23 protein-coding genes are annotated in these 22,329 nt (G+C 62.9%); 13 read left to right on the top strand and 10 right to left on the bottom strand.

What is annotated here, in order from left to right; translation table 11 throughout:
- The first annotated feature begins 34 nt into the window (after positions 1-34).
- The gene (locus AC3WJM_RS06810; protein ID WP_492271456.1) at positions 35-709 is read left to right on the top strand and encodes a 4-carboxy-4-hydroxy-2-oxoadipate aldolase/oxaloacetate decarboxylase; all 675 of its coding nucleotides are present in this window, start codon (positions 35-37) and stop codon (positions 707-709) included.
- A gap of 112 nt (positions 710-821) precedes the next feature.
- Here AC3WJM_RS06810 and AC3WJM_RS06805 read toward each other — a convergent pair whose 3' ends face one another.
- Positions 822-1,043 (bottom strand): hypothetical protein, encoded by a 222-nt coding sequence (locus AC3WJM_RS06805; RefSeq protein ID WP_059388747.1) that lies wholly within the window; start codon positions 1,041-1,043, stop codon positions 822-824.
- Positions 1,044-1,184: 141 nt separating this feature from the next.
- Entirely contained in the window at positions 1,185-2,111 is a 927-nt protein-coding gene (locus AC3WJM_RS06800; RefSeq protein WP_059388746.1) for a LysR substrate-binding domain-containing protein, read from the bottom strand.
- Between the two features lie 611 nt (positions 2,112-2,722).
- Here AC3WJM_RS06800 and AC3WJM_RS06795 point away from each other — a divergent pair.
- Genes AC3WJM_RS06795 through AC3WJM_RS06775 form a run of 5 tightly spaced genes read left to right on the top strand, consistent with a single transcriptional unit; the run spans position 2,723 to position 7,450 of the window.
- Positions 2,723-3,511 (top strand): LamB/YcsF family protein, encoded by a 789-nt coding sequence (locus tag AC3WJM_RS06795; protein ID WP_332602844.1) that lies wholly within the window; start codon positions 2,723-2,725, stop codon positions 3,509-3,511.
- Position 3,512: 1 nt separating this feature from the next.
- Entirely contained in the window at positions 3,513-4,235 is a 723-nt protein-coding gene (locus AC3WJM_RS06790; RefSeq protein WP_307053205.1) for a 5-oxoprolinase subunit B family protein, read from the top strand.
- The gene (locus tag AC3WJM_RS06785; protein WP_492271455.1) at positions 4,232-5,245 is read left to right on the top strand and encodes a 5-oxoprolinase subunit C family protein; all 1,014 of its coding nucleotides are present in this window, start codon (positions 4,232-4,234) and stop codon (positions 5,243-5,245) included. The genes AC3WJM_RS06790 and AC3WJM_RS06785 overlap by 4 nt, the downstream gene beginning before the upstream one ends.
- Positions 5,246-5,302: 57 nt before the next feature.
- Positions 5,303-6,643, top strand: a complete 1,341-nt coding sequence (locus tag AC3WJM_RS06780) for an MFS transporter (protein WP_492271454.1) — start codon at positions 5,303-5,305, stop codon at positions 6,641-6,643.
- A gap of 57 nt (positions 6,644-6,700) precedes the next feature.
- Positions 6,701-7,450 carry an SDR family oxidoreductase gene (locus tag AC3WJM_RS06775; protein ID WP_059388741.1) on the top strand — a complete coding sequence of 250 codons (750 nt, stop codon included), beginning with the start codon at positions 6,701-6,703 and terminating at the stop codon, positions 7,448-7,450.
- Positions 7,451-7,628: 178 nt separating this feature from the next.
- Here the strand turns inward: AC3WJM_RS06775 and AC3WJM_RS06770 are convergent, their stop codons facing one another.
- Complete coding sequence (locus tag AC3WJM_RS06770; protein WP_084784486.1) at positions 7,629-8,063, bottom strand: acyl-CoA thioesterase; 435 nt, start codon at positions 8,061-8,063, stop codon at positions 7,629-7,631.
- A 226-nt stretch (positions 8,064-8,289) separates the two neighbouring features.
- Here AC3WJM_RS06770 and AC3WJM_RS06765 point away from each other — a divergent pair, with 226 nt between their 5' ends.
- Entirely contained in the window at positions 8,290-9,183 is an 894-nt protein-coding gene (locus tag AC3WJM_RS06765) for a cytochrome c oxidase assembly protein (RefSeq protein ID WP_332602846.1), read from the top strand.
- A gap of 33 nt (positions 9,184-9,216) precedes the next feature.
- Here the strand turns inward: AC3WJM_RS06765 and AC3WJM_RS06760 are convergent, their stop codons facing one another.
- The 3 genes from AC3WJM_RS06760 to purB all read right to left on the bottom strand — a co-directional run bounded on the left by AC3WJM_RS06760 (position 9,217) and on the right by purB (position 11,997).
- The gene (locus AC3WJM_RS06760; RefSeq protein WP_059388739.1) at positions 9,217-9,720 is read right to left on the bottom strand and encodes a GNAT family N-acetyltransferase; all 504 of its coding nucleotides are present in this window, start codon (positions 9,718-9,720) and stop codon (positions 9,217-9,219) included.
- A 124-nt stretch (positions 9,721-9,844) separates the two neighbouring features.
- Positions 9,845-10,504: a histidine phosphatase family protein gene (locus AC3WJM_RS06755; protein WP_059388738.1), complete on the bottom strand. Its 660-nt coding sequence runs from the start codon at positions 10,502-10,504 to the stop codon at positions 9,845-9,847.
- A 50-nt stretch (positions 10,505-10,554) separates the two neighbouring features.
- Positions 10,555-11,997 (bottom strand): adenylosuccinate lyase, encoded by a 1,443-nt coding sequence (gene purB / locus AC3WJM_RS06750; RefSeq protein WP_284988944.1) that lies wholly within the window; start codon positions 11,995-11,997, stop codon positions 10,555-10,557.
- 500 nt (positions 11,998-12,497) lie between these two features.
- Between purB and AC3WJM_RS06745 the strand changes: the two genes are divergently transcribed.
- Positions 12,498-13,868, top strand: coding sequence for a hypothetical protein (locus tag AC3WJM_RS06745; RefSeq protein ID WP_492271453.1), 1,371 nt, complete (start codon positions 12,498-12,500; stop codon positions 13,866-13,868).
- A gap of 52 nt (positions 13,869-13,920) precedes the next feature.
- On the opposite strand, the gene AC3WJM_RS06740 is transcribed toward AC3WJM_RS06745, so the two are convergent.
- Positions 13,921-14,346 (bottom strand): phage holin family protein, encoded by a 426-nt coding sequence (locus AC3WJM_RS06740; RefSeq protein ID WP_059388735.1) that lies wholly within the window; start codon positions 14,344-14,346, stop codon positions 13,921-13,923.
- A 120-nt stretch (positions 14,347-14,466) separates the two neighbouring features.
- Between AC3WJM_RS06740 and AC3WJM_RS06735 the strand changes: the two genes are divergently transcribed.
- The 5 genes from AC3WJM_RS06735 (at position 14,467) to AC3WJM_RS06715 (ending at position 20,045) form a co-directional block, all read left to right on the top strand.
- Positions 14,467-15,585: a histidinol-phosphate transaminase gene (locus AC3WJM_RS06735; protein WP_306964621.1), complete on the top strand. Its 1,119-nt coding sequence runs from the start codon at positions 14,467-14,469 to the stop codon at positions 15,583-15,585.
- Positions 15,586-15,728: 143 nt separating this feature from the next.
- Positions 15,729-16,937 (top strand): pyruvate dehydrogenase (acetyl-transferring) E1 component subunit alpha, encoded by a 1,209-nt coding sequence (gene pdhA / locus AC3WJM_RS06730; RefSeq protein ID WP_492271452.1) that lies wholly within the window; start codon positions 15,729-15,731, stop codon positions 16,935-16,937.
- A complete protein-coding gene (locus tag AC3WJM_RS06725; RefSeq protein WP_306964625.1) occupies positions 16,937-17,917 on the top strand; it encodes an alpha-ketoacid dehydrogenase subunit beta in 981 nt (326 codons plus the stop codon). Before pdhA ends, AC3WJM_RS06725 begins: the two co-directional genes overlap by 1 nt.
- A gap of 57 nt (positions 17,918-17,974) precedes the next feature.
- Positions 17,975-19,588 (top strand): dihydrolipoamide acetyltransferase family protein, encoded by a 1,614-nt coding sequence (locus AC3WJM_RS06720; protein ID WP_492271451.1) that lies wholly within the window; start codon positions 17,975-17,977, stop codon positions 19,586-19,588.
- On the top strand, positions 19,581-20,045 hold the full coding sequence (locus AC3WJM_RS06715; RefSeq protein WP_492271450.1) for a phosphatase PAP2 family protein: 465 nt from the start codon (positions 19,581-19,583) through the stop codon (positions 20,043-20,045). Before AC3WJM_RS06720 ends, AC3WJM_RS06715 begins: the two co-directional genes overlap by 8 nt.
- Here AC3WJM_RS06715 and AC3WJM_RS06710 read toward each other — a convergent pair.
- From AC3WJM_RS06710 to AC3WJM_RS06700, 3 genes are all read right to left on the bottom strand, one after another.
- On the bottom strand, positions 20,042-20,380 hold the full coding sequence (locus tag AC3WJM_RS06710) for a hypothetical protein (protein WP_113990649.1): 339 nt from the start codon (positions 20,378-20,380) through the stop codon (positions 20,042-20,044). The two genes, AC3WJM_RS06715 and AC3WJM_RS06710, sit on opposite strands and share 4 nt — an antisense overlap.
- A gap of 155 nt (positions 20,381-20,535) precedes the next feature.
- Positions 20,536-20,964: a universal stress protein gene (locus AC3WJM_RS06705; RefSeq protein WP_059388730.1), complete on the bottom strand. Its 429-nt coding sequence runs from the start codon at positions 20,962-20,964 to the stop codon at positions 20,536-20,538.
- Complete coding sequence (locus AC3WJM_RS06700; RefSeq protein ID WP_492271449.1) at positions 20,961-22,268, bottom strand: aminotransferase-like domain-containing protein; 1,308 nt, start codon at positions 22,266-22,268, stop codon at positions 20,961-20,963. The genes AC3WJM_RS06705 and AC3WJM_RS06700 overlap by 4 nt, the downstream gene beginning before the upstream one ends.
- Positions 22,269-22,329: the final 61 nt, after the last annotated feature.

The raw sequence follows: 22,329 nt of genomic DNA, 5'->3' as shown, positions 1-22,329 counted from the left end.
ACCCCAGAAGCCAGCCAAGAGAAAGATTCAGGAAATGATCCACGTCAAGACCAAGTTCCAGAGGCCCGACGCCGACGTCGTCAGCCGCCTCGCGGCGTTCTCCTCCGCGACCATCCACGAAGCCCAGGGCCGCCGCGGCGCCCTGAGCTCCACGATCAAGCCGATCGACCGCTCGATGTCCTTCTGCGGCCCGGCCGTGACGGTGGCCTGTGCCCCGCAGGACAACCTCATGCTGCAGGTTGCCATCCACTACGCCCAGGCCGGCGACGTGGTCCTGGTCGGTGCCCAGGAATTTTCCGACGCCGGAACGTTCGGCGACGTCTTGGGCAATGCCATGAAAGCCAAGGGCATTGCGGCGATGGTGACGGATTCCGGCGTGCGGGACACCCAGGACCTCATTGAATTGGGCCTGCCGGTATTCTCGGGCAGCGTCTGCATCAAAGGCACGGTCAAGGAAACCCTCGGACCCATCAACCACCCCCTGGTGTTCGGCGATGAGATCATCTACCCCGGAGACATCCTCCGCGGTGACGCTGACGGCGTCGTTGTCGTCCGCCGTGAGGAAGCGGAGGAGGTCATCGCGCTCTCCCAGGCCCGGGACGACGCCGAACGCGACCTCATCAAGGCCTACCACGCCGGAGGCACCACCATCGAGTTGTGCGGACTAACGGAAAAGCTGAAGGCCAAGGGACTGCTGGTCGAAGACTGATTGTCACGCTGGGGCCGGTCACCGAATGCGGTGGCCGGCCTTTTGCGCGCCCGTTTCCGGGCACGAAGAAGGGGCCTTGCCTGGGGCAAGGCGCCTTGGGTGGTTAGTCGAGTCAGTCCAGTCCGGGGTGTCCTGGCCGTGCGTCGACCAGGTACCACTCGATGCTGTGTCCGGCATGGGGCGGCATGAGGCTTCCTTCGAAGACGAAGAGGGGCTCGCCCACGCCGCCCAAAGGACGCCAGAAACCGTTCCTAGGGCAGTGGAATCCGGTCCGTGCGCTGATCGTTCCGAGGGTTGGATTCGAAACCCACCGGGTCTGGCTGATCTTTTTCACCGCTGTTTCCTTTGATTGGGTTCACGGAATCCGCGAGCCGCTTTCGAATTACTTGCTAATTCGATAATAGGAAATAAAAATGCCCGTGAATAAGACCAAAGATGTCTGTCCGGATAAGGCAATGTTATGGATGGATCAACCCTAGGATGGATCGGCCGCGTACTTGCTGATCAACTGTTGCTGCAGCATCTCCTTGACCAGGATGAGCACGGCAGAGGCGGCCTCTGACAGCGGTTCGTGGTCGGGGGTGCACAGGGCGATCTTGCTCTGCAGGGCCGGTTCGACGATCCGCAGGACCTTGAAGTTCTCATCAGGGAAGAGCGCATCGGCAGCCGATTTCGGCAGCACGGTGGCCCCGAGGTTTGCGCGGATGAGCCGGACAAGCGACGGAACCGACTCCACTTCTCCTACGAGCCGCAGGGGCAACCCGTGCTCGGCCAGTCCCTTTTCGATGATCTGGCGCAGGGTGTGGTTCTTTTCGGGGAGGAACAGTCCAAGGGTGCTGGCTTCTTCAAGAGTGACAGTAGTGCGGCCCTGGGCAACATCGACGTCTTCGTGGGTGACCAGGTGCAGGTCTTCCACGATCATGGTGGTGAACTGAACCCCGCGGATCTTCCCCGGCTCGTAGATCAGGGCCATGTCGAGGCGCCCGTTCTTAATTGCTTCGCTCAGCACGCCCCCGAAGATCTCGGTCAAATGCACCACGATGTCCGGGTATCGCCGGCCGACCTCCCGGATGATCTGCGGTGTGAGGCTGGAGGCCATGCTGTACGGTGCGATGGCGATGGACACCCTGCCCGATGGTGCGGCCCCGGATGTCGCTACGTCCTGCCGCGCTTGTTCAACAAGCCGCAGGATGGTCTGGGCATGGCGGTAGAGTGTGTGCCCCGCGGCGGTCGGCTCGACACCTTGCTTACTGCGGATCAGCAGGCGCTGCTTCAAATCGCTCTCCAGTGCCGACACCTGCTGGCTGAGGGCAGGCTGGGCGACGTGGAGCGCTGCAGCGGCCTTGGTGATGCTCCCCGAATCGACGATCTTTACAAAATATGAGAGCTTCCGCGTATCCATCGGTCTGCCTTCCTCCAAGTCCACTTGGGGCCTGGATGCCATAAGGAAATTCTATGTAGGGACACACAATCCGTCTTTGTGTGACCTGTCTCTCAGCGACTAATTTGAGATCCACATCCCCATGGTGGCGTTTCCCAACCATTTACTGACAGTTCGTTGACTCCCCATCATCCGAATTGTCCCGATACCCAAATATAGACGCATTCGGGACGCTGCCTCACAAATCGATCGTCATGCAAAGAGCACCCCATGAGACTTTCGGGCACATCGCCCTCCGGCAACAGCGGCAGGTCCACCGCGCGCGCCGCCGCCCGCCGTCGTCGACCTTCAGCACGGAGGACGACGACGGCGGCCCGGCAGCATGCCGTCTCCGCCACCAGCATGTGTGCCGTAGGTCATAACCGGGAGCTATCCCGTGATAGGGAATAGGTCTTTGTGCCCGAAGTTCGTGGGTGCGAGACTTTTATCACCAAAGAATTACCGACAGTTCCCCGGATTGAAGAATTTTAGCTAAACACTTTCAATCGAAAAGGCGACTGAGTTTACCGGATATTCCAGCCGTTCGAGCGGAATTGCCGGACCCCAATGCAGAACCACGGAAAGAGAACCACGTGAACCCGACAATTGATCTTGTAGCGGATCTTGGAGAGGGATTCGGTGCCTACACCATAGGCAGCGACACCGATCTTCTGGAGATCGTTTCAAGTGCCAATATCGCTTGCGGGTTCCACGCGGGCGATCCGGACATCATGGACGCCACGGTCGCCGAATGCGTTCGCCGCGGAGTGGGAATCGGAGCCCACCCGAGCTTCCCGGACCTGCGTGGTTTCGGCCGCCGGGACATGGGCCTGACTGCCAACGAAGTGCGTGCGGATGTGCTCTACCAACTGGGCGCCCTGAACGGCTTCGCTGCCTTCCACGGAACCAAGGTGACCCACATCGCGCCGCACGGCCGGCTGGGAAATCTCGTCGCCGTCCGGGCGGATTACGCGGAGGCCGTGGCTGAGGCCGCTGCCCGCGTGGACAACGAACTGATCGTGGTCGCGCAGGAGGGCGAGTTGGCCAAGGCGGCACGTTCCGCTGGCCTGGACGTGGCGATTGTGGGCATTGTCGATCGTGCCTACCAGGAAGACGGGACCCTGGTCCCGCGCAGCCAGCCCGGCGCCGTGCTGCACGATCCCTCGGCTATTGTCGAGCGAACCGTCCGCATGGTGTGCGAGGGCAAGATCCGATGCGCCAACGGCACTGACATCGACATCTCCGCTGACACCGTCCTGCTTCACGGGGACAACCCCGGCGCCGTCGAGCTCGCCCGGCTGATCCGTTCGGAGCTCATTTCGGCCGGCGTCCGTATTGCCCCGTTGACCGAAGTCATGGATGCCAAGAGGAAGGCGGCCTGACATGTCCGTTCTCATGGCGGCTCCCACCGAGATCTACGAATCAGGAGACTCCGCATTGCGCGTCGTCGCCCTTGCCGAAGCAAGCGAGGACAACTGGCTCACGGTCCACCGTCTTGCCGACTGGCTGGAGAGCTGTGGCGCCGAGGGCCTTCACGGCGCGGTACCCACCTACGATTCCGTGCTGGTGGAATTCGACCCCGTCCTGGTGTCGGCCCGTCAGGTGCGCGCGTTCGTCAAGCTGGGACTCCTCGAAATGGGCCGGTCCGCCGGCGCAGCAAAGGCACCCCGTGAATTTGATGTTCCGGTGGTCTATGGCGGCGAATACGGTCCCGACCTGGAGAAAGTAGCCGAATACCAGGGCATCTCCACCGAGGAAGTCATCCGCGTCCACACCGAGAAGACTTACACCGTCCGCTGCCTGGGTGCTCCTGCCGGCTCGCCCATGATGGACGGTCCCGCCTTCCCCAAGCCTGTGCCCCGCCTCAAGGATCCCCGGCTCAGCGTCCCGGCCGGGGCAGTGGCTGTGGCCGGACGCCAAGCCGTCATCGCTCCCGCGTCCGCACCGGGTGGCTGGTGCGTCATCGGTCAGACCCCTTTGACTGTCCTGAACATTCGCCGTGAACCACTTGTCCCTTACAAGCCAGGAGACATTCTCCGTTTCCGTCGCATCGAGGCCGGAGAGTTCGGCTCTTACGTCGGCAAGGAACTGGAACCAAGGCCATGAGCGGGCACATCCTCATCCAGCAACCCGGTAACGCCGTGGTCACAGACCTTGGCCGGTTCCGTGGACCCCGCTTTGGGCTTCCGGTCAACGGCGCCCTGGACCAGTACTCGGCCCGGGCCGCCAACATCCTTGCCGGCAACGCGGACAACGATCCCCTGGTGGAGATCACGGCCCTCGACTTCAGGATGAAAGCGCAGTCAGACATCCTGATCGCAGTCACGGGGGCTCCGTTGAACCTCACCGTCGGAGGGCGTCCGTGCAGCCAGTGGGAACCGGTTTCGGTCCGTGCTGGCGAGACGGTGGCCGTCCGGGGAATCAACCGGGGCCTCCGTGCCTACCTGGCCGTCCACGGTTCCGTGGAGGCGCCGACGCTGCTGGGTAGTTGTGCCCCGGACACCGTTGTGGGCTTCGGCCTGCAGCTCAAGGAAGGAACCACCCTCCTGACCCGCCGCAGCGTGGGCCCTGTTCGCCAACCGTACTTCGACCTTCCGCTCTTCCGGCTTGGTCTTGAACGGCCGGACATGGGGCAGGAACTGATGGTCGATGTGACTGACGGTCCGGATGTCGCCGAGTTTGGCGATTCGGGCGAGCTGCTCTTCACCTCGGAATACGCCGTGAGTGGCCGGAGCAATCACATCGGCCTGAGGCTCGGGGGTGAGCTTCCGGAAAGGACCTCGAGTGGCGAAGTGCTTTCACGCGGGGTGCCGGTGGGCGCCGTCGAGGTTCCTTCCCGGGAAGAGTTGCTGGTACTGCACCGGGGACGCGGCGTCACCGCCGGATATCCAGTCCTCGCCGTGGTCACCAGTAATGGCCTGGACGTCCTTGCCCAAGCCCGCCCGGGCGACAAGGTCCGCTTCAGGAAAACAACAGTGGCGGAGGCAACTTCCGCCCACCGGCGCTCGCGGGCGCAGCTTGAAACCCTCCGCGAATCCGTCAACACAGTCTTCGGACTACTTGGCATTGGATGCCGACCCCAGTGGCAGGACCTCCCGGTTGCGGCATGCAGCTAAAAACCTGTCGTCAAAACCAATAGGCGTTGCTACGCTCAACATCAAGAAGGAAATGTCATGACCGCTAACACCAACGCTGCACAAGTGCAGCATGAACGGCTCACAGGCCGTCAAACGCGCAAGGTTGTCACCGCAGGCTGCGTTGGCATCTTCGTGGAACTTTATGACAACGGCATCTTCGCGTTTATGGCCGGAACACTTGCCTTGGTGTTCCTCGCCCCCGGTAACCCGGACAACGCCTTGTTGTTCGTCTTCGCCGGCTACGCAGTCTCGTTCTTCGTCCGGCCCCTCGGCGCGGTTGTTTGCGGCTACCTGGGCGACCGGATCGGCAGGCAAAAGCTACTGGTCTTCGTCATTCTGCTGATCAGCGTGGCCACCGCCGGTATCGGAATCCTGCCCACGTACGCGGCTATCGGCATTGCGGCTCCCATCCTGCTCGTTCTCCTGCGGCTCCTGCAGGGCTTCTCTGTTGGTGGCGAAGCCGCCGGCGCCATGACCTTCCTCGCTGAACATGCCCCCGAGGGCAAGCGCGGCATCATCACTTCCTACGCGCAGATCGCTTCGTTCGCAGCCCTCCTCACCGGCACCCTTGTGGCGTTCTCCATGTCTCCGTGGCTCACCCAGGCCGCGATCGACGGCGGTGGCTTCGGCTCCTTCGCATGGCGCATTCCTTTCCTGGTCGCCATTCCCATGGGCGTCATCGGCTGGTACATCCGCAAGGCCATCGCGGACACCCCCAACTTCACCAAGCTCAAGGAAGAAGGCGGTCTTTCCAAGAACCCGCTCAAGGAAGCCTTCCAGTCCGCTGAGCACCGCCGGGCCATGGTTCTTGCCCTCTTCATCCCGCTCATGAACGGCTCCGGCTACTACGTCCTGTTCTCCTACATGCCTACGTTCCTCAAAGGCAAGCAGCTCAACTTCACCATCGGCGAGGCACTGTTCATCACCGCCTGCAGCCTGGTTGTCATCTGCATCGCCATTCCTTTCATGGGTGCCCTCTCCGACCGCATCGGCCGCAAGAAAGTCATCGCCGGCTCCGCCATCGCCATGACCATCCTGGGCATTCCGTCCTACGCCCTCATCGCAACGGGAAACATGGGCCTGGCTATCCTTGGCGCCTCGATCATGGCCATCGTCTTCGCCGGCCACACGGCCGTCATCCACATCCTGATCGTTGAGCTGTTCCCCACCCGGGTTCGCTACTCCGCCTACGGCCTCGGCTACAACATCTCCTCCGCGCTCTTCGGCGGAACCGCTCCGTTGCTGATGACCTGGCTTATCAGCAGCACCGGCAACATCTACATGCCGGCCTTCTACGCAGTGATCACGGCACTCGGCACGCTCGCAGCCGTGAGCACGGTCAGGGACCGGGCACACGAACCCCTGCGCGACGCCTAGGCGCCGCTGACCTCCGGGCACAGTTCGTGCCTTCCATTTCCACTCTTTGGAGAACCGATGTCTTTTTCCGACTACACCACCGCCCTCGTCACCGGAGCGTCAACCGGTATGGGTGCCGCGATCACGGAGCGCCTGGCCAAAAGGGGCCTGACCGTTCACGCGGTGGCCCGCAACGAGGAACGCCTCAGCGAACTGGCCGATCGTACGGGTGCCATCCCGCACGTAGTTGACCTGACCGACACAGCTGCCCTGACCGCCGTCGTGAGCGAGCTGAAGGTCGACGTCCTGGTCAACTGCGCCGGAGTTTCCCGGCCCGGGAACCTCCTGGACTCGTCCGAGCAGGACATCGACGAGCTCATCGACGTCAACCTTCGCGGCCTGCTTCAGCTCACGCGGCTGGTCCTGCCGGGCATGGTGGAGCGCGACCTTGGCCACGTCATCAACATCAGCTCGATCGCAGGCGTCTACAACTTCTATGGCCACACGGTGTACCACGCCACGAAAGCCGCCGTGCACCAGATCTCCCGCCAGCTCAGGAACGATACGGTCGGCAAGCGCATCCGCGTGACCGAGATCTGCCCGGGGCGTGTGGAAACCGAGATCTTCGGCCGGAACATGGGCGGCACGCCTGAAGCCATGGAAGAAGCATGGAAGACGTACTACGAAGGCTACGAGTCGTTGACCACTGACGACATCGTCAACGCGCTCGATTACGCCATCGAAACCCCGCGCCACGTCAATGTGGGCATGCTGGAACTTATGCCGACGTTCCAGGTCCCCGGTGGTCTCACCTTCGACAGGCGCTGACCCCCCGCCTCCCTTGAGGCGTCGCGCCCGTCTGGGCGCCCCGAAGTTCCAGTGACATCACTCCCGTTGCTGGAAATACAAGCTGGCGACCGCGAATTTCGCGGCCGCCAGCACCCGTTTCCGGGGAAAGGAGCTTTGGTGCGGGCCCGCCCGCTAGGGAGGGCCCGACGTCGGGCGCTCAGTCCTCGTGGAGGGCTTGCGTCAGATGGTGCGTGGGGATGCGGTCACGGTCATAGGTGATTTCCGTGTAGCCGTGCGGTTCCGGGCGGCCGTCGTGGCCGAGATTGACGAACACGATTTCCTCGATGGTCAGGATGCTGTCGCGGGTGATCATGTTGCGCACCTCCGCGCGCATGGTCAGTGACGTCCGGCCGAAACGGACCGCCGTCAGGCCCATCTCCACCAGATCGCCTTGGACGGCCGAGCTGACGAAGTTGATTTCGGAGATGTACTTGGTGACGGCGCGGCCGTTTCCAAGCTGGAGGATTGCGTAGATTGCCGCTTCCTCGTCGATCCATTTCAGCAGGCTTCCACCGAACAGCGTGCCGTTGGCGTTGAGGTCCTCCGGGCGTATCCACTTGCGCGTCCGGAACGTGATGTCAGCCTTTTCCATAATGCGAGATTAGCCGAGGCCGGGCGCCTGCGTCTCCTGCGGCGTGCCATGCTTGGCGCGACTCCGTAACATGGATACGGTGCACCCGGTTCAGGGCACAACACGACACGCCGATTCGCGCACCATGCGGTACACCGGGAACGCGCTGGAGGAACACCATGAAGATCGACAAAACCCACCGTAGCGCTGGGCTGGGCGCCCGGCCTTCCGGCTTGGAACACTGACCATGCCACCGTTGGACGCTGTATTGGGCGCCTGGTCCATGAACTGGCCTGCCCTGGTCATTCTTATTGCCGCAGTCGCCCTGTATTCAAAGGGCCTGATTGCTGCCAAGCGCCGTGATATCCGCTGGCCCCTGTGGAACTCCTTTGCCTTCTTCGCCCTTGGCCTGGGTAGCTTCGCGGCACTGAGCTTTGGATTCCCGGGAACCTACAGCCACGACCTGAGGTGGGCATTCACCCTCAAAGTGACGTCCTATCTGTTTGTGGTCCCGCTGTTGGTTGGCCTGGGCAAGCCGCTGACCCTTGCCAGGCAGACCCTTGGCCCCGCGGGTGCGGCGAGGGTGGAAGCTGTGCTCGGGCACCGGCTCGTTCGCATGCTCAGCAACACGCTCGTGGCGGCGCTTCTGGGGCTCGCAATGTTCACAGTGTTCCTGACCCCGTTTTTCTACGTGCTGCGGACCAACCCCGCCGCCGACGTCATCCTGACGTTGCTGGTGCCCGTCATGGGCCTCCTCATGACCGTACCGATCATGGAAGACGGCGCAGGACGCACCTCATCGCTCATTGTGGTCGAGTTCATCTTTGTATTCATTGAGCTGCTTGCCGACGCGGTGCCCGGGGTCCTGATGCGGCTCAGCCCGGAAATTCTCGACGGCGCCACGTCAGTTTTGGGCAATCAGCCAGGCTGGTTCCCCTCACCCTTGCGCGACCAGCAACTGGCGGGAGACCTGATGTGGTTCCTCGCAGAGATTGTGGATCTTCCCCTCATCATCCTGATGTTTGTCCGCTTCTCCCGGAGCGACAAACACGAGGCCAAGAGCTTCGACGACCTGAGCGACGAAGAAATCGAAGCCCTGAATCGGGCGCATCTGGGCCAAGGCGGACGCAGCCTGGATTGATCCGGTCCCGTCCTTAGGCCATCCCCCTGTGCCTCACGCCATTGCGGTGTGCGATGCGCTGTGCGAATCGATCGGCTTGGCGTAGCACTGCGAGTGGGTGACACCGATGTAGGGGCCGAAATTTGGCACCGCAGCGAACCCGGCGCTTTCGTAGAAGCTGCGGCCGTCCGATTGGGCCGAGCCCGCTTCCGCGGTGATCATGCTGAAACCGTGGGCATGTGCCTGCGCCTCCAACGCGGCAAGGATTGAACTGGCCACTCCTGAGCCCCTGGCGTACGGGACGACGTATAGCCGCTTGATTTCGGCCGTCTCGGCATCCAGGATCCTTAGCCCTCCGCAACCCAGGGGCTGGCCGGAACACTTTTCGTAGGCTACAACGAAGACGGCGGTATCTGCTTCCGACGGCGCGGGTCCGGGCTCGTGGTCCGAGTTGCCGAAACGTGCGTCCAGTTCCGCTTGCTGCGCTGCGCGGAGGTCCGCACCCACCGGGTTTGCCCAGGTGACCTGTCTGATGTTGAGCCGCGGATTTGTCTGCATCGGAACCTCTTTCGCCGAAGGGGGTTATGCCTATCAAGCCTAAGAAGCGGGGGTTACCGCGGTGTTTCCTCCGCGTAAGCGTCCGGAGAAATACCGGTGAGGCGGAACTGACCCCAACCAGCCCCTATTCGACGGCGTCGCCGGTGGGATCCTCGACCGTCCGGTCGGCCACGGCAAGACCGCCTACGGGGCTTTGGTCCCAGTGCAGCAGCCGCCACCCGGTCTCCGGATCGCCTTCGAGCACCACGATTCCGGTGTTCTGCAGTTGGTGGGTGGCGGCGAACTCACGGCCAACATCCACGGCACGGCGTCCTGCCCAACAGCGGATCGCGGCACCATGGCTGACCACGACGGCGGTTTCGTCGCCCGACGCTGCCACTTTGGCAATGGCAGCGTCGTAGCGGGCGAAGAACTCGTGTCCATCACCAGCTCCCGGCATGCGGACGTCGAGTTCCCCGTCGGTCCAGTCGAAAACGGTGCTCATGTACCGGTGGTGCGACTCGTGGTCGGTGAGTTTCTCCAGGGCCCCGGCCTCAATCTCCTGCAGGCCGTCCAATACAGTGGCCTCGAGCCCGAGGGCTTTTGCAAGCGGGGCGGCGGTCAGCTGGGTGCGGACCAGCGTGGATGCATAGATGGCCGTGATGTCTTCGTTGGCGAGGGACTCCGGGAGCGCAGCGGCCTGGCGTTCGCCAAGTTCAGTCAGTCCCGGACCGGGAAACGCCGTGTCCAACTGCCCCAAGACGTTTCCAGGGGTTTGCCCGTGGCGGATAAGCAAGAGCCTCATGCTGACACAATTCCTTACGTCGATTCGGAAACGCAGGGCCCATGTGGCCGCTACTTCAGGTGGTCCACCAACTGGTCCGCGATGCCCGTGTACTTGCCTGGAGTAAGCGCCAGGAGGCGTGCCTCGGCTTCGGGAGACAATCCCAGGCTCGAGACGAACTCCTGCATGCGGACGGCATCGACGCGCTGGCCGCGGGTGAGATCCTTGAGCCGCTCGTACGGGTTTTCCATTCCAGCGACCCCGGCGATGGCCTCGGCGCGCATGACCATCTGGATCGCTTCGCCCAGGACTTCCCAGTTGGTGTCGAGGTCGGCCGCCAGTACGTCCTCGGCAACGTCCAGGGCCTTCAGCCCCTTGGCGACATTCGAGATCGCAAGGAGCGAGTGTCCGAATGCGACGCCGATGTTGCGTTGCGAAGAAGAGTCGGTCAGGTCTCGCTGCCAGCGGGAGGTAACCAGCGTGGCGCCCAGGGTGTCCAACAGGCCGTTGGAAATCTCCAGGTTGGCCTCGGCATTTTCGAAGCGGATCGGGTTGACCTTGTGCGGCATGGTGGAGGAGCCGGTGGCGCCTGCTACCGGGATCTGGCGGAAGTAGCCAATCGAGATGTAGCTCCAGATATCCGTGCAGACGTTGTGCAGGATGCGGTTGAAGCGGGCGACGTCCGCGTAGAGCTCGGCCTGCCAGTCGTGGCTCTCGATCTGGGTGGTCAGCGGGTTCCACGTCAGCCCCAGTCCCTCAACGAAGGACTGCGCTACGGCCTGCCAATCGGCGCCGGGAACGGAAGCGACATGCGCAGCATACGTGCCGGTAGCGCCGTTGATCTTGCCCAGGTACTGGGTCTTGGAAACGCGGTCCAGCTGGCGGCTCAGGCGATGCGTGATGACGGCCAGTTCCTTGCCAAGGGTAGTGGGAGTGGCCGGCTGGCCATGGGTGCGGGAAAGCATCGGGACGGCGCGGTTCTCCTCGGCCATTGCCTCGATCTGCTTCACCAAGGCGCGGGCTGCAGGGAGCCAGACATCTTCCACGGCGCCCTTGACGCCCAGGGCGTAGGAAAGGTTGTTGATGTCTTCCGATGTGCAGCCGAAGTGCACCATCGCGGTCAGCTTCTCGATACCGATCGCCGGGAGGCGGCGGCCGATGTAGTACTCGACTGCCTTGACGTCGTGGACCGTGACGGCTTCGATTTCAGCGAGTTCCGTGACCGAAGCGGCGTCGAACTCGGTGACGATGGCGCGCAGCTTCTCCTGCTGCTCGGCGGTGAGGGGCCCGGCGCCGGGAAGTACGTTGTTGCTGGTCAGGTGGATGAGCCACTCGACCTCGACGGCAACGCGGTCGCGGTTCAGCGCGGCCTCGGACAAGTAGTCGACCAGGGGAGCGACGGCGGACTGGTACCGGCCGTCCAGCGGGCCCAGGGCGATCGGCTCCGGCGACGCGGCGAGGGCCAGGCGTCCAGAGGGCGTACGGGTAACAGCGGCGGCGACGGTTTCAGGCATGGGGCAATTCTTTCATGAACTCGGCTCGCGCCCTTAAGCCGGACTTCTCTATGTGAATAACGTCGCAGCTTCCCCTCCCCGACCACGTTTCCTACAGGTTATCCACATAGCCCATCACGGCGGTTCCGAGCCGTCGGGGCACAACGTAGCGTCGGTGCCACAACATCAATGGACACGGAGGAGGGCAACGTCTTGAGCGGCATTCTTATGGCGGCCGGAGGAACGGATCTGGATTCGCAGCAGTGTATTTCACGAGGCGCGGAGATCCAGAGGCTCGGATGGCGGATGAGGATCTGCGCCGACCAAGCCGATGCCGTTCTTGCAAGGCTTGCTCAGTTGCAACTCGAGCAATGGGAGTCGCCGGCCGGCCGTGCCTACCGGACCACGCTGGCTTTGCAGGCCGCCTCCCTTCGAAGGGGGCGTGATGCCTTGCATGAGGCAGCTGAAGCGACCCTTCGCCATGCCCAAAATGTGGCTACGAAACTCCAGCCTGGCTTCTGATGGCCGAGGTCGCTCCTATCGGCGCGGGCGGAACACCCCACCCCCGAGCACCCGAGCCGGATGGCACATTGCGGATACGCGGCGGAGTCGGGGGAATCCATTTCCAATTCGAAGAGCTGCTTGCTGGCGCCGCCGCGCTGGACGCACTGGTGCTCCAACTGCAGGCCATTGAAGTGGAGGCTGAAGCGGTGAGGGTGGCTCTCTTCCCGCACCAGGCCTCGTCCTACGCGAGCGGCAGCAACGCAATCATCGCGGTTGGTGAGAGCGGCCGGGACATTGGACGCGTCCGCGAACAGCTTCAGCGGATCGGCAACGGGGTCAGGGCGAGCCATCGTGAATACGAGTTTGCGGAATCACATGCGGCGATCAGGTTGCGGATGGGATTGGGAATGCCAGGTCCTGCGACTGGTCCTGCTCCCCTCGACATTGGCTTGAGGGGCGCCACCGAAGGAGCCGTGCGGGACCTGACCCGGATATTGGAGCTGCTGGTGGGGATACCGCCGGCCGCGGCCAACCTTGCAGGGGCAATCGTCGGGCCCACTGATGTCGGTGCAGTCCTGAGAGCGATCGTCGCGATTCCCGCATTGGCTTTCCTCAAGCCACGTCCCATTACGGTCAGCCGGGGAGAGGCAACCACCAAGAGCGTGGACCTGTCGGCAGCAGGAATGCTCAGGGAACTGGATCACGTCGGCGCCACGTCGGAGGGCGAAATTGAAGTGATGCAGGTAGATAAGGGCGGCGAACGGGCGTGGGTGGTGCTGATTCCGGGCACCCAGCCAGGCAACCCGCCGGGAGGGGGAAATCCATTGGACGAGGCCGGGATTGCCGAAGCGCTGGGTTACAACTCGATGGAAACCAGCAAGGCCATCCGTCAGGCGTTGCTCGAGGCTGGCGCCGCGGCCGGCGAAACGGTGGTGGCAGTCGGCCACAGCCAAGGCGGAATCCACGCCATGAACCTGAGCAAGGACAAAGCGTTCCTCGCCGAGTATGACCTCAAGTTTGTGGTGACAGCTGGATCACCCGTCGGCGGGATTACCCCGCAGGCCGGCATCGGGAGCCTGCACTTGGAGCACGAACAGGATTGGGTACCCGGCGCGGAAGGCAAAGCGAATCCGGACACCAAGGACAGAGTCACGGTCACCATGACCAGTCCGGTGATCCTGGAACCCGGTGAGGACCCAGGCATTGGGCCGGCACACAAGCTCTCACGCTATGAGGAAGGGGCGAAGCTGGTGCAGCTCAGTTCCGATCCTTCACTGGCCGCTTCCACGGCCGCTCTGGGCGGGATACTGGGCGCCGGAGGAGTGGCCAAGGTGAGCCGGTTCAAGCTGAACCGCGAAGCGCCCCCGGCCCCTCGGGGAGGGCGGTGAGGAAAGCCGAGGAACATGCTGGCGAAGGCCACTTACGGCCTCTCACGGCCTGTTACCGCCTACCGCCTGGAATCCAGCTGGCCACCATGGAGATCAGGCTGATGATGATCGCCGCGAGAACTGCGGTCCAGAAGAAACGGTCGATGGTGAGGTGTACCGGCGTGTAGCTACTGAGCCAGGCTGTCAGGGACAGCATGGCCGCGTTGATGACAATCGTGAACAAGCCGAGGGTGAGGATCGTGATCGGAAGGGAGAGTAGCTTGACCAGAGGCCGCACGAAGGCGTTGACGATGCCAAAAATGAGCCCTATGAAGAGATAGGCAAGAACCACGCCCAAAGTGTCGCCCCCTTGAGTGACCCCCGCGTTGCTTACCGCATTGGTAGTTGCCGACGTGGAAATATCCATCCCAGGCAGAATCCAACTGGCAACCCAGAGGGCCAGTCCGTTGATCAGGACACGCACAATGAATGAACCCATACGCCCATGCTTTCACACGCGCCGGTTTCACACGCGATCGTTTTCACATGCGCCGGTTTTCATGTGCACAGGCCAAGGGGCTTCGAGCATGGCCCGAAGCCCTGCAAGTAGGCTGGTGCCATGAATTCTTCTGACAACGCACCGGAGGGCGTGCGTCCCCGCCCGGTGGTGGACAGGCTCCCCAAATATGCCGCAGGCAAGCCGCCCGCCGCGATTGAGGGCCTGACCAGTTACAAACTGTCGTCCAATGAAAACCCGCTACCCCCGATCCCCGCCGTACTCGAGGCGATCGCTGATCAGTCGGACATCAACCGGTATCCGGACCCGCTGTCCACCAAGCTGCGCACGGCGCTCGCTGACTTCCTGGGAATTCCCGCTGACGACGTTGTCACCGGAGCCGGAAGCCTCGGGGCCCTCAACCAAATCTTGTCCACCTTTGCCGGACAGAACCACGACGGCAAGTCTGATGAGGTCATCTACGCCTGGCGTTCCTTCGAGGCCTACCCCATTTCCGTAGGACTGGCCGGTGCCGAGAGCGTCCAGATCCCGTTGCTTTCCGATGGGCGTCACGATCTCGAGGCCATGGCGGCCGCCGTGACCGTCCGCACCAAGGTGATCTTGCTTTGCACGCCGAACAATCCCACGGGTCCCATCCTCACGGCCGAGGAAACTGAACGGTTCATCCAGTCGGTTCCGGCGGGCGTCGTCGTGGTCATCGATGAGGCCTACCAGGAGTTCGTCAGGGACGAGAACGCCGTGGACGGTATCAAGTTGTACCGCAAGTACCCTAACGTCGTGGTCCTCCGTACCTTTTCTAAGGCTCACGGCCTTGCCGGGCTGCGCGTTGGATACAGCGTCTCCGGTCCGGATCTCACCCAGCACCTGCGCGTCGCTGCCACCCCATTTGCTGTCTCGCAGATTGCGGAACGCGCCGCCATTACTTCGTTGGAGAATTTCGACCAAGTTGTTGAAAGGGTACAAAGCCTGGTGGACGAGCGGGACCGGGTTACCGCGGGACTTCGCGAGCTCGGATGGTTCGTGCCCGAGGCCCAAGGCAACTTCGTATGGCTGAATCTTGGCGAGAATAGCGCCGAATTTGCCGGACTGGCAGGCGAGCGGGCCTTGTCCGTGCGGGCCTTCGGCAACGAAGGTGTCCGGGTCAGCATTGGAGAGGTCGAGGCCAATACTCGATTCCTGGAACTCTGTGCGTCCTATACAAAAGCGCCGCTGCCTTCCTAGCGGTTAACAAATGCCCCTGCGTCCCTTACTGCGGATAAAGTAAGGGACGAAAGCCAAGATATGCCGATTCCGGAATGCATTCCTGAATCGGCATATATCAGCGAATATTGCTCAGCATCGGCTGTGGCAGGCAAGGAGACGGAATGGGCGCAACTCAATTGCCCACCCCCGGGATCAACGGAACGGGACTGGATCAGCAGTCTCCTGCGGGAGGCGCTTCAAGCGATCCCGCTGCCGAGATGATCCAGCTGCTGGGGCCGGACGGCAAGCTAGGGACAGATCCAGTCTTCTCGGACTTCGCCAAGCGCCTTGATCCTGAGCAACTCCGGGGCTTCTATGCCGACATGGCCAAGGTCCGCCGCTTCGACCAGGAGGCCACTGCACTCCAGCGCCAAGGCGAGCTGGCACTTTGGGTTCCCCTCACCGGCCAGGAGGCCGCCCAGATCGGTTCCGGGCGGGCTACCCAACGGCAGGACTACATCTTCCCCACGTACCGGGAACACGGCGTCGCATTGACCCGCGATGTGGACCTGGCGGAACTCCTCAAGTTGTTCCGCGGAATTTCGAATGGTGGCTGGGATCCCACCGAGAACAACTTCCATCTCTATACCCTCGTCCTTGCGGCCCAGACGCTGCACTCCGTCGGTTACGCCATGGGAATCCAGCGCGACCAGAAGCTTGCGGAAGCCAATGGTTCCAACGACCCGAAGGCTGCCGTGGTGGCCTACTTCGGCGACGGTGCCAGCTCCGAAGGCGACGTCCACGAATCCATGGTCTTCGCGGCTTCCTACAATGCTCCCGTGGTGTTCTTCTGCCAGAACAACCACTGGGCCATCTCCGTCCCTACCGAGGTCCAGACCAAGGTTCCGCTGTTCAACCGGGCCAAGGGATACGGCTTCCCGGGCATCCGCGTTGACGGCAACGATGTCATCGCAGTCCATGCGGTCACCGAGTGGGCGCTTGAGCACGCACGGGAAGGCCGTGGTCCGGTGCTCATTGAGGCATACACGTATCGCGTTGGTGCCCACACGACGGCGGACGACCCCACCAAGTACCGCGAATCCGCCGAGGAGATTTCATGGCGGGGCAAGGATCCCTTGGATCGTCTTGAGAAGTACCTCCGCAACGAGGGCCTCGCCGACGAAGCTTTCTTTGAGCAAGTCAGGGTCGACGGCGACAAGCTCGCCGCTCACGTCCGCAGCACCACGCAAGGCCTGCAGGGTCCCAACTTCCGCGAGTCATTCGCGGGTGTCTATGCCGAGCCGCACCCCTTGGTGGCCGAGGAACTTGCTTGGTTCGAGGAATACTCCGCCGGATTCGAAGGCAACGAGGAAGAGGGGGCAGGCAACTGATGACCACTATGACCATTGCCAAGGCCATCAACGAAGGCCTGCGTGCCTCGCTCACCAATAACCCGAAGTCCTTGCTCATGGGCGAAGACATCGGCCCGCTGGGCGGCGTCTATCGCGTGACCGACGGACTCATCAGGGAGTTCGGCGCAGACCGGGTGGTGGATACCCCACTGGCTGAGTCCGGCATCGTCGGCACGGCTATTGGCCTCGCCTTGCGCGGCTACCGTCCCATCTGCGAAATCCAGTTCGACGGTTTTGTGTTCCCCGGGTTCAACCAGATCACCACCCAATTGGCCAAGATGCACTCCCGCAGCGGCGGCAAGTTGACTGTCCCCGTAGTCATCCGCATTCCTTACGGTGGCGGCATCGGCTCGATCGAACATCACTCGGAATCACCGGAAGCACTGTTCGCCCACACCGCCGGCTTGCGCATCATCACCCCGTCCAACGCCCACGACGCCTACTGGATGATCCAGCAGGCCGTTGACTGCACGGACCCGGTCATCTTCTTCGAGCCCAAGCGCCGCTACTGGCTCAAGGGCGAGGTGGATACCGAGAACGCCGGATTGGCTTCGGACCCCTTCCAAGCGCACGTCCTGCGCGAAGGTTCCGACGCCACCATCGTGGCGTACGGGCCGCTGGTACCGGTCGCGCTGGCCGCAGCAGCGGCCGCGGAAGAGGACGGGCACAGCATCGAAGTGATCGACCTGCGCTCGATTTCCCCCATCGACTTCGACGCCGTCACGGCTTCCGTCAAGAAGACCGGCCGCTTGATCGTTGCCCACGAGGCACCGACGTTCGGAGGGATCGGCGGCGAGATCGCTGCGCGGATCAGTGAGCGTGCCTTCCTGCACCTGGAGGCTCCGGTCATCCGCGTGGGCGGTTTCCACATGCCATATCCCGTGGCGAAGGTGGAAGAGGACTACTTGCCGGACATCGACAAGATCCTCGAAGCCCTGGACCGTTCCCTGGCCTACTAGCCGCCCCTGATTGCACCCGCCGCCATGCGGACGGGCCAGCCGAGATCGAGGACCTAAGTGACTGTTAAGAAATTCAACCTGCCGGATGTCGGCGAAGGCCTGACCGAGGCGGAAATCGTCTCCTGGAAGGTCAAGCCCGGCGATACCGTGGCCATCAACGACGTCATCTGCGAGATCGAGACCGCCAAGTCCCTCGTGGAATTGCCGTCCCCGTATGCCGGCACCGTGGCGGAATTGCTCGTTGCCGAAGGCATCACGGTTGAAGTAGGGACCGCGATTATCGGAATTTCGGACAATGCGCCCGCGTCAGCGCCCGCGTCAGCGCCCGCGTCGGCGCCCGCGTCGGCGCCCGCCGCGCCGCTCGCCGAGCAGCCTGCGGCTCCGACCGCCGCCGCGACGCCCGCCGCCGCGCCTGCAGCGGAACAGGTCTTCGAAGCCTCGATGTACGGCAAGTTGCCCGACGACGCCGGAACGTCCGACGGCGGTCCGGCCGGCGGCCCGCTGGTTGGCTCCGGTCCCAAGGCCGACGCCGTCAAGCGCCGCCCGCGCAAGCGCCCGGAAGGTGCTGCTTCGGTACCCGCCGCCGCGCCGAGCGCGGCACCCGCCGCCGTCGAGACCGCCGTCGAGCGGGTGGCAGAGCCCAGCGCTCCGGCCCTGCCGCCCGTTGCCGCACAACAGCCCGCAACCGCAAGCCAGACATCCGCAGGCCAGACATCCGCAAACCAGGCGCCGGGTCTCACCGGCATCGGTGCAACGGTCAGTGGCCTCGTCAACCGGGTGCTGGCCAAGCCGCCCGTGCGCAAGATCGCCCGTGAACTTGGGATTGACCTGGCCGACGTCGTTCCCACCGGAGCCCGCGGCGAAGTGACCCGTGAGGATCTGGTCAGCTACCAGTCGCAGCGCGATGCCGAGGTGGACCAAGCAGACAAGTTCTGGGGTGCGTCCAAGAAGCCGCAGGATCAGCGAGTGGAACGGATCCCGGTCAAGGGCGTCCGCAAGGCCACTGCCAAGGCCATGGTGGAGTCGGCGTTCACGGCGCCGCACGTGAGTATCTTCGTTGACGTGGATGCCAGCCGCACCATGGAATTCGTCAAGCGGCTCAAGGCCTCCAGGGACTTTGAGGGCATCAAAGTATCGCCGCTGCTGATCCTCTCGAAGGCTGTGATTTGGGCCGCGGCGCGCAATCCGAGCGTTAACGCGACCTGGGTGGAGAACGCCGATGGCAACGGAAACGCGGAGATCCACGTCAAGCACTACATGAACCTGGGCATTGCCGCGGCGACGCCGCGAGGGCTTATGGTTCCGAACATCAAGGATGCCCAGGATCTCTCCCTTAAGGAACTGGCCCTCGCCCTCAATGAGCTTGCCAGCACGGCACGCGCCGGCAAGACCCAGCCGTCGCAGATGCAGGGCGGCTCGCTGACCATCACGAACATCGGCGCCCTGGGCATCGACACCGGAACGCCTATTATCAACCCCGGTGAGGTGGCAATCGTCGCGTTCGGCACCATCAAGCAAAAGCCGTGGGTGCTCGACGGCGAGGTCATCCCCCGCTGGATCACAACGCTTGGCGGTTCGTTCGACCACCGCGTGGTGGACGGCGACCTCTCTGCCCGTTTCATGGCCGACGTAGCATCCATCCTCGAAGAACCTGCCCTGCTGCTTGACTGAGCATCGCGGCATCAAGGACGGGCGGCGCGGGCAGCGCGGCGTTAGGGGAGAGCGGCACCGCGTTGCCAGGGTCCTGACCGAAGTCTTCCAGCCGCCCGCCGTCGTATCCGTCCTGCTGCTCATGAGCCCTGCGGTGGAACCAGGCTTCCCGGGCACGATATGGTTCGGTGTCCTGGCGGCGCTCTTTGTCTGCGTGCTGCCGCTGGCCTACGTCCTGCTCATGGTGCGGCTCGGCAAACTCAGCGACCACCACGTCAGTGATCGCAAGGAGCGGGCGCCGTTGCTGATGCTTGCGCTCGTGTCCGTGGTCGTGGGGCTGGTGGTCCTCATTCTCATCCACGCCCCGACGAGCGTCTCAGCGATGATCCTTGCACTGATTGGCGGCATCACGGTGTTGGCCGCAGTCAGCCTCGTGTGGAAAATCAGCGGCCATGCCTCGGCAATTTCCGCGGGCTAGTAGGACGTGTAGCTGAGCGCGAGGTCGCGCAGTTGCTGATCGCTCATGCTGCCGATCATTCCGAATGACAGCACCATCGCCAGGGCTCCGACGGCGAGCATCGCGGAAGCAACCACAAGCAACAATTTCCAGTCGGAGCGAAGGATGCTGCGGAAGGTCTCCGGCATCTGGAGCAACGGGGAGATCATGTTCGGTGCGCTGTCTACCGAGCCGTCGTCTAGAAGTGCCACGATGCGGTCATTCGCCCGGTCGAAGCGCATGGAACTGATGTGGTTGCCATGGCGGGCGAGCAGAATGTCGTGTCCGACGCGTTGGCGCGGCTGCAGAGTAAGCAAAAGGGATCCCCTACGGGTTGATGTGATGGGCGGCTCGCGCCCTTGGGGGCCACTTCAATTTTATCGGCGGCATCCTAGCCGCACGGCCAAAATCGGGGTGAGACCGCCCACCACAACGCGTGATCCCCGTCAAAGTCCAGGGGTCGGCGTGTTCCCTACGGTTCGTCCGTCTTGGCAATGTAGACGTCGCACGGCGCGTTGTGCGCCACCGTGTTCGCAACGCTGCCGAGAACCCTGGCCAGTCCCTGCATACGGCGGTTACCGACCACGATCACTTGGGCACCCACTCGTTCGGCTTCCTTGACCAAGGCCTCTCCGGCTTTGCCGAAGACGGCCCCGTAGCTGGTGGTCAATTGCTCGGAGGCGAGTTCTGCGGCGACTTTGCTGGCGACCTTCTCCGCTGCGTCGGCGTCGGAGAGAATCCACTTGTCCCCTCCGCTTTCGACGACCTCCACGTGGGCGCCTTCAAAAGCGGTGATGACGCGGAGTTCCGCGCCCAGTGCGGTCGCCAAATTCTTTGCCGAATCGGCGGCCCTTCTCGCTGTTACGCTGCCGTCGACTCCGACGAGGACTATTCCGCTCATATATCTGCTCCTTTGCTGATGACATCAATGGCTTCTTGCAAAACCGGCGCCAATCGGCGGACACCTTCGGCGATGGACTCCGGTGGCACTGCGCTGAAAGCCAACCTCAGTTTGTTGGATGGTTCGTCCGAGTGCGTGAACGCCGCGCCGGGGATGAACACGACCCCCGCCGCGATTGCCCTCTTGAGCAGCGGATACGTGTCGACGCCGTCGGGCAAAGTGACCCAGACGAAGAAGCCGCCCTCGGGCCTGGTCCAGCTGAGCCCGGAAGGCATGTGCTCTTCCAGCGCCACCAGCAGGGCATTGCAGCGTTCCTCGTACAGGGCCCGGTAGGTGTCAATCTGCCCGCGCCAGTCGTAGTCCCGAAGATATGCGGAGATGATCATCTGGTTCAGGGTGGGAGGGCATAGGGTCACGGCTTCCGAAGCCAGGTAGAAGCGCCGCTGCAAGTGCTCGGGTACCAGTGCCCACCCGATGCGCAGTCCCGGGGCAAAGATCTTGGAGAACGAGCCCATGTAGATGACGTCGTGCTCATTCGCGGCACGCATTGGTTCCAACGGCTTGCCGTCGAAGCGCAAAAGACCGTAAGGGTTGTCTTCGAGCACCAGAATATTCGCATTGCGGCATATATCGACAATGTGCTGACGCCTCGCCGGAGCAAGCGTGATGCCGGAGGGGTTGTTGAAGTTGGGGATCGTGTAGAGGAACTTGATGGTCTTGCCCTCGGCCTGAAGCTCAGCGATCTTGGCTTCGAGGAGCTCCGGAACCAAGCCGTCGTCGTCCATGTCCACGGTCTCAACCTGGACCTGGTAGGCCTCGAAGGTGTTCAGGGCACCCACGTAGGTGGGGTTTTCCACGAGGACGACGTCGCCAGGATTGCAGAAGACTTTCGTGGCGACATCCTGGGCCGACTGGGAACCGGCGGTGATCACCACGTTCTCCGGGCGGGCGTCCATGATGCCCTCCGCGGCCATGATCTCGCAGATCTGGGTACGCAGTTCCTCGGTGCCCTGACCGCCGCCGTACTGCAGTGCCGTCATGCCTTCTTCCGCGATGATGCGGGCCGCGGTCTGGCCGAGCTTCTCGAGGGGCAGGGACTGCAGATAGGGGTTTCCGCCAGCGAGGGACACGAGTCCCGGCCGCATTGAAATGTCGAAGACGTCACGCACAGCGGACTGCTTGATGTTGGCGGCGCGCTCCGAGAAAAGTTCCTCGTGGCGGTGGGCGGCAGTTGCTGCTCGCTCTATTGCGTCGATTGCTTCCGCGGGCAATTCAGGCCCGGCGTCCAATGTTTCGTGGGTCACATGGAAAGGATACTCCCCGGAGTTGCCAATTGGGCAACGGATGTTTCATCCCATTTTTTGG

The sequence above is a fragment of the Arthrobacter sp. FW306-1B-G06A genome, from assembly GCF_058781765.1.
The sequence above is the reverse complement of the archived record's forward strand: the minus strand, read 5'-3'. Positions and strand labels throughout refer to the sequence as shown.